The organism is Vagococcus sp. WN80Y (genome assembly GCF_059621045.1).
Genome location: NZ_JCAQHY010000001.1, coordinates 122,738 through 136,145, shown reverse-complemented (window position 1 = coordinate 136,145; position 13,408 = coordinate 122,738). Strand labels below are relative to the sequence as shown.

10 protein-coding genes are annotated in these 13,408 nt (G+C 39.4%); 4 read left to right on the top strand and 6 right to left on the bottom strand.

Annotation, left to right across the window (positions count from 1 at the left end; all coding sequences use genetic code 11):
- Positions 1–68: 68 nt before the first annotated feature.
- From AC5KOD_RS00635 to AC5KOD_RS00615, 5 genes are all read right to left on the bottom strand, one after another.
- Positions 69–1,418, bottom strand: a complete 1,350-nt coding sequence (locus AC5KOD_RS00635) for a uracil-xanthine permease family protein (protein ID WP_496912751.1) — start codon at positions 1,416–1,418, stop codon at positions 69–71.
- Positions 1,419–1,425: 7 nt separating this feature from the next.
- Positions 1,426–2,814 (bottom strand): guanine deaminase, encoded by a 1,389-nt coding sequence (gene guaD, locus AC5KOD_RS00630; RefSeq protein WP_496912616.1) that lies wholly within the window; start codon positions 2,812–2,814, stop codon positions 1,426–1,428.
- A 1,140-nt stretch (positions 2,815–3,954) separates the two neighbouring features.
- The gene (locus AC5KOD_RS00625; protein WP_496912615.1) at positions 3,955–5,562 is read right to left on the bottom strand and encodes an amidohydrolase; all 1,608 of its coding nucleotides are present in this window, start codon (positions 5,560–5,562) and stop codon (positions 3,955–3,957) included.
- A gap of 9 nt (positions 5,563–5,571) precedes the next feature.
- Entirely contained in the window at positions 5,572–6,648 is a 1,077-nt protein-coding gene (locus AC5KOD_RS00620) for an ABC transporter substrate-binding protein (RefSeq protein WP_496912614.1), read from the bottom strand.
- Between the two features lie 38 nt (positions 6,649–6,686).
- Positions 6,687–7,466 (bottom strand): suppressor of fused domain protein, encoded by a 780-nt coding sequence (locus AC5KOD_RS00615; RefSeq protein WP_496912613.1) that lies wholly within the window; start codon positions 7,464–7,466, stop codon positions 6,687–6,689.
- 134 nt (positions 7,467–7,600) lie between these two features.
- On the opposite strand from AC5KOD_RS00615, the gene AC5KOD_RS00610 reads away from it, so the two are divergent.
- Entirely contained in the window at positions 7,601–8,785 is a 1,185-nt protein-coding gene (locus tag AC5KOD_RS00610; protein ID WP_496912612.1) for a DNA glycosylase AlkZ-like family protein, read from the top strand.
- Between the two features lie 101 nt (positions 8,786–8,886).
- Here the strand turns inward: AC5KOD_RS00610 and AC5KOD_RS00605 are convergent, their stop codons facing one another.
- Positions 8,887–9,852, bottom strand: a complete 966-nt coding sequence (locus AC5KOD_RS00605; protein WP_496912611.1) for a ribose-phosphate diphosphokinase — start codon at positions 9,850–9,852, stop codon at positions 8,887–8,889.
- Between the two features lie 261 nt (positions 9,853–10,113).
- On the opposite strand from AC5KOD_RS00605, the gene AC5KOD_RS00600 reads away from it, so the two are divergent.
- From AC5KOD_RS00600 to argH, 3 genes are all read left to right on the top strand, one after another.
- Positions 10,114–10,635: a DNA-3-methyladenine glycosylase I gene (locus AC5KOD_RS00600; RefSeq protein ID WP_496912610.1), complete on the top strand. Its 522-nt coding sequence runs from the start codon at positions 10,114–10,116 to the stop codon at positions 10,633–10,635.
- Positions 10,636–10,812: 177 nt separating this feature from the next.
- A complete protein-coding gene (locus tag AC5KOD_RS00595; RefSeq protein ID WP_496912609.1) occupies positions 10,813–12,018 on the top strand; it encodes an argininosuccinate synthase in 1,206 nt (401 codons plus the stop codon).
- A 6-nt stretch (positions 12,019–12,024) separates the two neighbouring features.
- Positions 12,025–13,404, top strand: a complete 1,380-nt coding sequence (gene argH, locus AC5KOD_RS00590) for an argininosuccinate lyase (protein WP_496912608.1) — start codon at positions 12,025–12,027, stop codon at positions 13,402–13,404.
- The last annotated feature ends 4 nt before the right edge of the window (positions 13,405–13,408 follow it).

Genomic DNA, 13,408 nt, shown 5'->3' with positions numbered 1-13,408 from the left:
TATCGAATTTTACTCATTAGACTCAAAGTAAAACGACTTTATGTCTCTAATTCTGTGAGACTCACTATTTAAGCTAGTACGCCTCTTTTTTCATTAGGTAATAGTTTATTAAGAACAATTGCCGCAATTGATGCAGTGGCAACAGGTGAGCTTAATAAATATTGTAAAAATTGTGGCAAGCTTGCCACATAATCTTTCGGTACAAATGTAAGGGCTAGAGTAATAATAATTGGAATCGCGATAACATAGGTTTCTTTTTCGCCAATTTCAATTGCTTTCATAATCTGAAAACCACTTATTGCAATGATACCACAAACGACTACAAAAACACCGCCAATTACGGCTGAAGGAATCGCTGAAATCAACGCCGATAATTTACCTGAAAAACCAAAAATAATGAACCAGATCCCTGCAGCAACAAACACTTTACGACTTGCCACGCCAGTAATTGAAATAATTCCCGCATTAGTTGAATAGCCAGTAACTGGTGTTGAACCAACCAGACTCGCAATCAAGCAACCAATTCCTTCACCTAAAACACCTCGGTTTAACTGTTTATCTGTTAATTCCTCATCACAGACATTGCTCACTGCAAACCAAGTCCCTGTTGTTTCAGCCATCAATACCACGTAAATAATTAACATCGTTATGATTGCAGAAGGATTGAAACTAAAACCAAAATCTTTAAATGGTAGGTTAATCATTGAAAACCAACTTGCCTTGCCCACACCTGAAAGATCTAAAATCCCCATAAAATTAGCAGTCACTGATCCGACAATCAACGCTAAAATCACTGAAGCTATTTTAACGAGACGACCTTGCTTTGGAAAAACAGTGGCAGCTAAGGAACAAACAACTAAGACCAACGCTGACAGACTAGCCAAAATCAAATTTTGATTGATGGAACCACCTGCACCATTAAATATGTTGTCATTCAACGCCACTGGCATCAACGAAAGCCCGACAATAAAAATAATAGTTCCCCCAACAATTGGTGGGACAAACTGGCGGATAATTTTATTAAAAATTCCAGTAAACCCTAAAACAGTCAAGCAAATCGCTCCTACAAGTGAAGCGCCCAACACCGTTGACCACCCAGCAGCACCGCTGCCATTAGCAAAATAAATCCCTGCGACTGCTCCAATCGGAATAAATGACGGCCCTTGTGCAACTGGCAATTTCATACAGAAATAAGATTGAATAATTGTCGCAATCCCCGCTGCCAAGAAGGTTGCTTGAATCAGGCTTGACGTATCCTTCCCACTTAAGCCGATAATCGACGCAATAATGAATGGTACAACGTAAACATCCATCGCAAGAACATGTTGAATACCCAATAAAATCGCTTGAGGGGTTGAGACAGTTTCATCTGGCCCAACGGTTAAACGTGTATTAGTCGGGATTACTTTTTCATTAATTTCTTTCTTAATTGTGGTTTCCATTGTTAACTCCTTTTGTATGAACAAGTTGACCTTGAACCCAAACTTGTCGAATATTTGCAGCCTGACTTAGATAAATTATTTTTTGAAAGCGATCTTCTAGCGGTTCTTCTAAATCAAAAATAGGCAGTCGGGCCTCTGGAACATCTGTTTTAACTACAAGGGCATCCCAAGCGTACCCTTTCGCTAATTTACCAATCGGCAGGGATAAGGCTTGACCACCGCCAGCAGTTGCGTGATAAAAGGCCTCATTTAAAGTCACTCTAGAATCAGGAACACCGCGTTGGCTACTAGCCAAGCGTGTATCGACACCATCTTCTAATAAACGAGAAGACATCACCGCCTGCTTAATATTATCAAAGATACTTTTTGAAAAGCCGCCACTTATATCTGTTCCTAAGCCAATTTCCACCTCATAATCATCGGCATATTCTTTTAATGGAATAACCCCATTGGCAAAATAAGCATTAGAAATCGGGCAATGAGCGATAGCAGTGCCCGTTTCGGCAAATAGCTTGGCATCGTCTTTCGTTAAATGGTTACAATGAGCCATTACTGCTTTATCAGCCAACAAACCAAAATCATTGAGAGCAAACGCATCATTTTTTCCAAAACGCTCTTTAACATAACCGTGCTCCCAATCACTTTCGCTACAATGAGATTGAATGTGAACATCGTACTTTGCTGCCAGTTCACCTAGTCCAGCTAAAGCTTCATCCGTACAACTCGGTATAAAACGAGGTGTTACAACTGGATAAACCCCTTGTTTGGTCGTTTTATTCAAGGTTTGAACGCGTTGAATGAATTGTTCAGTCTCACCTAACGCCTCGGCTGTTGACTTATCTCGGTAGTAATCTGGATTTTGCTCAGGATCATCCATAACAACTTTTCCGACCAACCCACGCTGACCTTTTCGAGCGCAGATTTCAGCTAAGCGAAAACTCGCTTCTTGGTGGACTGTCGCAAAATAAAGCCCCGTTGTTGTCCCAGCTCCTAATAATTGATCAACTAAATCAGAATAAACTTGCTCTGCAAAATCTAAGTCGCTATACTTTGCCTCTAACGGAAACGTATAAGTATTAAGCCAATCAGCTAAAGGAATATCTAAAGCCGTTCCTGATTGAGCCCATTGTGGAGCATGTATGTGTAAATCCACCATCCCAGGCAATAAATATTCATTATCAGCTAAAGCAATGAAACGATCAGATTGTTCGTATTCTACTAATAATTTTTGATAGCTTGGGTTACTTGTTTGAATGACTTCCGCAATGATACCTTGCTCATCAATCAAAAATAATGCCTCTCTCAATACTTCAACTGTTTGCTTATTTTGACTGGTAAAAGCAGTCCCCTTAACAATTAACGAATAATTCAATCTAACAGCTCCTTTATTGTTCGAGTTATCTTTTGTAGAGTTTATTATACGATAAAAGAAAAGAGAAAATCAAGATAAATCCGTAAATATAGCACAAAAAAACTACGAACGTTCGTGTATTAGCTTATATCATGTGAAAAGTACCAATATCCCCAAAAAACTGCTAAATTTCCCTTTTTCCCTCGTTATTTCTTATAAAACGCCATTAAATTCTTATGATGCCTTATTTTATGCCAATCTAAAATTAAAGTAACAGTTAGCAGACTTCTTTTTAGGCAAGTTAGCCCCTTTTAAGGATAGGCATTGATTAGACAATTCGTGTGAGACATGATAAAACTAAAGTTAAGCCCCTTTGTCACAGTTTTATTCAGGGTGAGTTTAATAACAGATTTTGGAATAATTTCAACTCACATGTACGCTAAAGGCGGGCATGTTTGAAACAACAGCTACAGTTTGAGAGTTATACATTTATAAGCTGATTGTATCGGCCTTTCTTTCTGATAAAATACTTTTTAAATAACAGCTATGACCAACTCCATGTACACTTTTGAGAATTTGAACCGGTCGAGATTTTTTTGCTCAATAACAATTACCTTTTTTCTATCATATTTAGAGAATTAGTTTAATAACAGATTTTGGAATAATTTCAACTCACATGTACGCTAAAGGCGGGCATGTTTGAAACAACGAATACAATTTAAGTGTTATACATTTAAAAGCTGATTATATCGGCCTTTCTTTCTGATAAAACACTTTTTCAATAACAACTGTGACCAACTCCATGTACGCTTTTGGGGATTTGAACCGGTCGAGATTTTTTTACTCAATAACAATTACCTTTTTTCTATCATATTTAGAGAATTAGTTTAATAACAGATTTTGGAATAATTTCAACCCACATGTCTGCTAAAGGAGGGCATGTTTGAAACAACCGATACAATTTAAACGTTATACTATTAAAGACTGATTGTATCGGCCTTTCTTTCTGATAAAACACTTTTTAAATAACAGATGCGACCAACTCGATGTACGCTTTTGGGGATTTGAACCAGTCGAGATTTTTCCGTTAAATAACACTCATCCATTTTCAACAAAAAAGACAATTAGCTAAAAACTGCTAATTGTCAGATGCCATTTATTTTAATAAAGCTTTCTTCCGCCGATAAACGTAGCTAAGACTTGCGTATGTTTCAATTCTTCAGGACCGTCTTCCAAAATATTGTGATCCAAAATAACTAAATCAGCTAAACTCCCAACTGTAAGCTGGCCAATATCTGATCGACTCATGGCTTTAGCAGCCCCCAAAGTATGGGCTGTCAACGCCTGAGAGATAGTCAATCCTTCTATTGAATTAATTCCCTCAACAGGTAAACCGTCCATTCCTTGACGGAAAACAGCATAGTAAATACTTTCAATTGGTGTCACATCTAGCACGACAGGCGTATCCGTTCCAAAGCCTAAGATGGCGTGATTATCGATAAATTGTTTAAAAGCAAACATATACGGTAGCCGCTCTACTCCAACCTCCTCGGCTAAACTCTCATACCCCACTAAAACATGACTTGGCTGAACTGATAGAACTAACTGTGGTTGTCCAAGTCGATTAAAATCAGATGGATAAACACATTCCAAATGCTCAAGTGTATTGAATTTACCTGCTGATAAAGGAAATTTTTGATAGCTTTCAGCATAGTAATCCAAGGCCAAATGTGTTGCTCGATCACCTACCACATGAATGCGCATAGGCAAATCTAAACGATTGGCCGTTAAAATAAACTCACGCATTTGTTCAAGTGGAATTAATGACTGACCTCTATCACCAGAATAATGAGGATTAGGGTAATCAGCCATCATTAACGCTGTTCGCGTACTAGTAACACCATCAAAAAATTGCTTAACCCCACCTAACGTCACATAATCACCCGTCAAACACTTTTTCATCGCCAAAATCCGCTCAACGTCTAGTCGCATCGCTGGATAAAGACTCATCCTCATTGTCGGCTCTGTTTCCTTTAAAATCTCTTGATAGACCTCAGGATAGATTAAATCATCGCCACCGTCACCAGTTAAGGCAATGTCTGTACAACTAGTCAGTCCAAATCGATTCAAATAGCTCATATAGGCTTGATAATCTGAAACCGCTTCTCGTCGATAATCAGTTAAAATTTTTCCTAAATAATAAATCGCAATTGCCTCAAAAAAAACACCCGTACATTCTCCCTTATCAATGACAACCTCGCCACCAATTTCCTCGGGAATTGTCTCTGGTGTAATACCTAAACGAGCCATCGCAGCAGAGTTAAGCCACAAGGTATGAGCATCTCCTGAGACCATTGCACAAGGTCGCTCACCAAAATAGCGATCTAAGGATGTTTTCGTAGGCAGTTGATCAATCTCCCACTCACTACTATACCAACCAATCGCAACAGTCCATTCAGCATATGGCTGAAAGCGACTCGCCTCCTTGGCATACTCTTCTTCCGAACTAGTTATTAAAGGATAAAGCTTTTTTTGATGAATCAGTGCTGACAAAAAAAAGTGAGTATGCGCGTCAATAAACCCGGGAACAATCATCTGTTCACTATAATCTAATAAATTCGCTCCTTCAGCTAACCAGTTCTGTACCTCTACTTCACTTAAATAAGCAGCAATTTTTTGCCCTTTAACCCCCAGATACCCAGAAAACGTTGTTCCCTTCTCAGCATTATAGATGTGATTACTTTTCAATACAAGCACGTCTTGTTCCACCCTTTCAACCTACTGAGCCATCTTTAAATTTAAAAAAAGCTCATTATATCGTTCTAATGTCGCTTGATCTAGTAAATTGTAATGCTCCATTTGCTTAATTTGAGATTCAGGTAAGTACATTCCCTGATCTGCGGTTACCTCTTTCGGCAAAAAGGCTCTTGCTTGCTCATTTGGCGTCGCATAGCCAACATACTGAGCATTACGTGCAGCATGTTCTGGTTCTAACATAAAATTAATAAACGCATAAGCGGCCTCTGGATTACGACTATTTTTCGGAATTACAAGATTATCTGTCCAAATATTGCTCTGATTACGAGGAATCACATACCGAACATCTAAATTTTCAGCCATAACCGCTCCCGCATCACCTGAATAAGCCACTGCTAAGTTAGCCTCATTAATTTTCATATAGGTCTTAATTTCATCGGTTAAAATCGCCTTAACGTTTGGTAGTAGCTCTTTTAATTTGCCATAAGCAGCTTGAAGCTCCGCCTCAGATTTAGTATTACTTGAATAACCTAAAGATTGTAGCGCAATTCCTAAGGTTTCACGCGCGCCATCAGATAAAATCAGCTGATTCTTAAATTCTGGCCGCCAAAGATCCTCCCACTCCTTAATCTTAGCACCATCTATTTCTTTTGAGTTGTATAAAATACCAAAGCTTCCCCAGAAATAAGGCACTGAATAAGTGTTATTGGGATCAAACTCCCCATCTAGCAAATAACTAGAAACGCTCTCTAACCTTCTTATTTTACGATGATCTAACGGTAGCAATAACTCTTCCTTAGCCAACTTTTCAACCATAAATTCACTTGGTACAGTAATATCGTATTGAGTGCCTCCTTGCTTCAATTTTGCTTCCATCGCTTCATTTGAGTCAAAGGTTTCATAAATCACTCGATACCCTGTCTGTTTTTCAAATTCTGTAATCAGCTCTGGATCAATATAGTCTCCCCAATTAAACATAACTAATTTAGCTTTAGGATCAGCTGATTGCGGTGTCGCCGCTGTTAGTAACTGATTACTGCCAAATAGAATTAAAATAATCACACAGATACTGATCAAAAAAATAGTTAATTGCTTCACAGTCGTTCCCCTTTTTGACTAAAAAGCAATAGTCTGGCTTAAAAAAATGAACTCTCTTGACTGTATGAGCGTTGACTATTTAAATCTGTGACAAAATCAGGATTCTCTTGTTTGATTACTTCAAGTAACGCCTCGACAGCTTCACTCCCTTTACCACTCATCTGTACAGCCTGCGCATCTTCATAGGTTACGCCAATCAGTTGTAAAAAATCAAGCCTCCCATGAACCGTTTGTCGCCCCTTAATCGTTGAATCTTTCACGACTAACAAAGACGCTATCTTCGAGTCCGCTCCCACTTTAAGTGGCTCTCCATTTCCCAGAACATAATGATTTTCTTCAAAATACTTTCCTGATTCGTTGGTATAACGGGCCAAATTTCCTAACATATTCATGGCAAAATGGCACTCTTCTACTGAATCGGCGACTAATTTAAACGTCATTTCGTATCCCCAGCGGCTATACTCATCACCATAGTGCCCAATATCACCATGCAGTCGACTCATGCCATACGTCACAATATGAAAATAATCTGCTGCCTGATAAATCGAATAGCCCTCTAAATACTCTGTTCCACCAAACATCGCTCTGGAGGTAATCAAAGTACCATAATGATTTGGTTCTTGATTACCATAAACCTCAGCAAAGGCTTCATCAATCGCAGCCCATCCTGGGGAATAATCCTCAGATTTTGCCGCTTCTACATACGCTTGATACGTTAATTGACCAAATAAATCCTCTTTCTTTTCTTCAAATGGAGGGGCTGAATTAGTCGCCACCTCCGACTGTTGTTTCTTTTTAAATAAACTCCAAAATGTCATTCTATCCTCCTAAAATACTTTCTTCTCTCTCATTATTTCATAGAGTGGATGGGATGTAAATCACTGTCAGCCCCTTTACACAAACGTACGTTCCCTGTATAATCAGGTTAAAGACAAAAATAAGGAGGGGAAAAATGACAAAAACCGTTTATCTGACGAATCAACAGGCCCGCCGATTATTGTTACTGCGACAAGGGTTATTAGGTGCTAAGAACTATCAAGGAAAAACGGGTACTCTGGCCTATATTCGTGAGATTGGTTCCTTACAATTTGATCCGATTGATATCTGTGGCAGAACCGCTGATTTAGCGTTACTAGCACGAGTAAAAAATTATCGTAAACCTCATTTGGACGAGCTCCTTTATAAGGATCGACAGCTCATTGATTACTTTGACAAAAACTTAGGAATCTATCCCATTGAAAGCTTTCAAAAGTTCCACTATACAAAAAAAAGACGACGAGAACAACACCATCAATTGACCAATATTGACGAGCTTCGTCTGATGATCACAACTGCTATTCACGAAAAAGGATATGTATCAACGAGTGATTTTGAACTAAACCAAAAAGTCAGCTGGGACTGGGGACAAAACAAACTCTCCAGAGCTGCCCTTGAATATCTCTATCATTGTGGTGACTTACTGATCCATCATAAGGATAACACTCGTAAATTTTATACCCTACCAGAAATTGTTCTGGATAAACCTGAACTTGCTCAGGATCAAAATCCCTTTCCGACTCTCCAAGACTTCTACACTTGGATCGTACAACGGCGCATTTCCAACGTTGGCTTTCTTTGGAATAAAGCGTCTGATGCTTGGCTAGGAATCCCCGGCTTTAAGTCTCATCATCGACAGCATGCCTTTAAAGAACTGCTTGCCAAAGAGGCTCTCATTGAATTAGCTGTTGAAGGAATACCCGAACCACTCTACTTGCTGAAAAAAGATCAACACTATTTGATCACTATCTTAGAGGCTAGATCATTTAGCTCGCGACTTGAATTTATCGCTCCTCTGGATTCTTTAATTTGGGATCGTAAATTAATCAGCGCTCTATTTAAATTTGACTATAAATGGGAGGTCTATACCCCACAAACACAGCGAAAATACGGTCATTATGTACTACCAGTTCTTTATGGTGAGCAGTTTATCGGGCGCATCGAGTTAAAGAACAACCGCCAAGAAAAGCATCTCAAACTCAACCACTACTGGCTAGAAGATGATGCCCAACTTACACAAACCAGTCAAAAGGCCCTAAATCAAGCAATAAAGCGATTAGCGCTTTTCAATGATTGTATTACTTGGGACGTTCTTATTTGATCCAAATAATTAAAAAAGGGTGAGACAAAAGTCTCACCCTCGTTGTTTTCACGTATATTATGCGAAAAACGCGTTCCAAAAGTCTGCTTCTTTTTATTTAATTAAGCTCGATAGCCAAATAGCGGACTCATCGGAGTATTTTCGTGAATACGTTTCAAGGCATCTCCCATTAACTCAGCACAAGTAATGATTTCTAAGTTAGGTAACTTAACTTCTTCTGGCAAATCAACTGAATCAGTCACACAGATATTCTTAAATGGGATCGCACCTAATAGCTCTTTAGCATTGGCTGAGAATAAGCCATGAGAGGCACACGCATACACTTCTTTGGCTCCTGCTTCTAATAATACATTAGCAGCAATCCCCAGTGTTTCGCCTGTATTGATGATATCATCCACCAAAATACAAGTCTTCCCTGTCACATCACCGATCACATAACCACTGCGAACCTCTGCTTCTCTGTCCGTTTGATCAACAATTGCTAAAGAGGCATCTAAATATTTACTCAGTACACGAGCCCTAGCAACCCCACTATTTTTCGGAGAAACCACTACAATATCCTCACCTGTCAACTGACAATCTTGATAATGCTTGCCGAAAAGAGGCATTGTAAACAAATTATCAACTGGGATATCGAAAAAGCCTTGTAACTGAACAGTATGCAAATCAAGGGTTAAAACACGAGTTGCCCCTGCTTTTTCTAGTAAATCTGCCACCAATTTTGCCGTAATCGGCTCTCTTGGTTTAGCTGTTCGGTCTTGACGGGCATAACCGTAATAAGGCATGACGATATTTATCGTCTTAGCACTCGCTCTCTTCAAAGCATCAATCATGATTAATAACTCTAATAAATGGTCATTAACAGGATAGCTTGTCCCTTGGATGACATAAACCTCATCTCCGCGGATACTTTCTTCAATATTGATAGTCATCTCGCCATCACTGAATTTTTGGACACTACTCTTCCCTAATTCTACTCCAACAACCGCTGCAATTTTTTCTGCTAAAGGTTTGTTAGAGTTTAAACTAAAAATCTTTAAACATGGATCCTTATAAGATTTTGGCATAACGTCCTCCATTTAACTATTTTGGGCTTTCCCCAACATTTCCTACATCAGTTCTATTCTAACAAATTTTTTGTGAAATATCATCTAGAATTACTGGAAATACAGAAAAATCAGCAAATTGACCAGAACATTTTCTAGATTTGTTCTTTTATGTTAATTTGACCCTCTCGGCGAACTCCGCCTAACAAACATCCTACTGACTATTTTTCTTTATCGTGCTATGCTATAGTCATCCCCCTACAGAGAAAGGATGATACGCTGATGTCAGATAGATCACCCAATAAAACCGCTTGGTACTCCGCTCAATGGGGAACACCCACCTACGATGATCGTCAGCTTTTTGAACTGCTTACCGTTGGTACCTTTCAAGCAGGCTTAAGCTGGAAAGTAGTTGTTGGGAAACGTCCGATTTTCTTACGAAATTTTGCTAACTTCGAGCCAAAAATTGTGGCAGGTTTTATGCCCGATGATTTGGAACGCATTATCAACGATCCGGAGATGATTCGCAACCCGCGAAAAATCGAGGCCACCATCACTAATGCCCAAGCCATAACGAAGATTCAAGTAGAGTATGGCAGTTTTTCTAATTTTTTATGGGCATTTGTAGACAATACGCCTCTTCAATTTCATTATGCTGAAGAGGGCGAGGTCCCAAATCAAAGTGCTCTTTCCGCTAAATTAGCAAAAGAATTGAAAAAACGAGGCTTTAAATTTGTTGGCCCAATTATTACCTATATGTTTATGAAAGCTAGTGGCTTAGTTCAGGACATTGTCTTAGATTAAGTACGACTGTCAGTGACTGCTTTTTCATTACACGGTTATTTTTAGAATGAGATGAACGAAATAAATTCGTTCATTTCATTCTTTTTTTGCATTTTATGAATATTTATTCTTTTTAAGCTTGTTTTTATGTATATTTAGTGATAATATAAATAAAAATTGTATATGGAGGGAATAATTATGAAAGAAAAAATTATATTAGCATACTCAGGTGGCTTGGATACATCGGTCTCAGTCCAGTGGTTAGTCGAGAAAGGTTACGATGTCATCGCGTGTTGTTTAGATGTAGGTGAAGGAAAAAACTTAGAGGCTATTAAGCAAAAAGCCCTAACAGTTGGCGCAAGCAAATCCTATACAATTGATGCAAAAGAAGAGTTCGCCCATGATTTTGCTTTAATTTCACTGCAGGCTCATACTATGTATGAAAATAAATACCCATTGGTTTCAGCACTCTCTCGCCCTCTTATTGCTAAAAAATTAGTTGAGTTGGCTCATGAAGTTGGAGCAACTACCATCGCTCACGGCTGTACTGGAAAAGGGAACGATCAAGTTCGGTTTGAAGTTGCCATTTCAACACTTGACCCAAATCTAAAGATTATTGCTCCTGTTCGTGAATGGAAATGGTCCCGTGAGGAGGAAATCAATTACGCTAAAGAAAAAGGAATTCCGATTCCAATTGATTTAGACAGTCCCTATTCTGTTGATCAAAATTTATGGGGGCGGGCAAATGAATGTGGTATCTTGGAAGACCCATGGGTAACTCCGCCAGAGGATGCTTATGAGTTAACGGTTAGTCTAGAAAAAGCACCCGATACGCCAGACTACGTAGAAATAGACTTTAAAGCCGGAATCCCTGTTTCACTTAACGGGAAACAACTGAGCTTAGCCACACTAATTTTAGAATTAAATAGTTTGGCTGGCAAACATGGTGTTGGACGGATTGATCACGTAGAAAACCGGCTCGTGGGAATCAAATCTCGTGAAGTATATGAATGCCCTGGCGCTCAGACCTTATTGCTTGCTCATAAAGAATTAGAAGATTTAACTTTAGTTCGTGAGCTCGCTCACTTCAAGCCAATCGTCGAGCATCAGCTTAGTCAAGTCATCTACAATGGCTTGTGGTTCAATCCTTTGACAGACGCTTTGATTGCTTTCATCAAGTCCACTCAAAGCTATGTTAATGGAACGATTAGGGTGAAGTTATTTAAAGGCCACGCTATTGTTGAGGGACGGACGTCACCGAATAGCTTATACCACGAAAAGCTAGCGACTTACACGTCTGCCGACACCTTCGATCAAGACGCCGCTATTGGGTTTATCAAGCTATGGGGCCTCCCATCTAAAGTTCATGCAGAAGTTCAGGCCGCACTAGTAAAAAAGGAGTAGTAACTAATGGAAAAACTATGGAGTGGTCGGTTTCAAGCACAAAGTGAAGACTGGGTTAACAGCTTTGGGGCATCAATCCCCTTCGATTATCAGTTAGCCCAAGAAGATATTGCAGGCAGCATTGCTCATGTAACGATGCTTGCTAGCTGCGGAATCATTGATGACCATGAAAAAGAACAGATTATCACGGGACTAACAGCCATTAAGCAACAAATTAAAGACGGATTATTTGAGTTCACTCTGGCTCACGAGGATATTCACTTAAATATTGAAAAAGCTCTACACGATCAGATTGGGCCCGTTGCTGGTAAGCTACATACTGCGCGCAGTCGGAACGATCAAGTTGCAACTGATATGCATCTCTATTTAAAACAGCAGGTGGGAATTATGTGTGAGAAGCTAACTCATTTGCAGACGGTGCTAGTTACTAAAGCCTCTGATCATGTTGACACTCTCATGCCGGGTTACACCCATTTGCAACATGCTCAGCCTATTTCCTTTGGTCATCATTTATTAGCCTACTATCAGATGTTAAATCGTGACTATCAGCGGCTAGATGAAAGTCTTAAACGAATAGATATTTCTCCTTTAGGCTGCGCCGCCTTGGCTGGAACAACTTTTCCGATAGACCGCCAACAAACCGCTGACTTACTTGGCTTTAGTGCTATTTATGAGAATAGCCTTGACGGAGTCAGCGATCGTGATTTTATCATTGAATTTTTAAGCAATTGTTCCTTAATCATGATGCATTTATCCCGGCTTTGCGAAGAATTAATCCTTTGGAGCTCCTTTGAATTTCAATTTATTGAGATGGCCGATCAGTACGCCACAGGAAGTTCGATTATGCCTCAGAAAAAAAATCCTGACTATGCAGAGTTGATTCGTGGTAAAACAGGCCGCGTTTATGGAAATTTATTTGGTTTATTGACCGTCCTAAAAGGAACCCCTCTAACTTACAATAAAGATTTACAAGAAGATAAAGAAGGAATGTTTGATGCCGTTAAGACTGTCTCTGTTAGTCTTGATGTGATGGCTGGCATGATTGAGACGCTGTCCGTCAATACAACAGTAATGGAAGTTGCAACAGAAAAAGACTTTTCAAACGCGACAGAATTGGCTGATTACTTGGCTAACCAAGGCATTCCTTTCCGAGAAGCCCACGAAATAGTCGGGCAACTCGTTTATAGCTGCCTACAGAAAGGGATCTACTTACAAGACATCAGCTTAACTGATTACCAAGCTCTTTCACCGAAGATTGGTGAAGACATTTATGAGGTCCTCGCATCACGAACGGCTATGAATCGTCGTAATTCCTTTGGAGGCACGGGAAGCCACCAAGTAAATCAAGCAATTAAACAAGCCAAAAACAACTTAGCAAGTCGCTAAATTC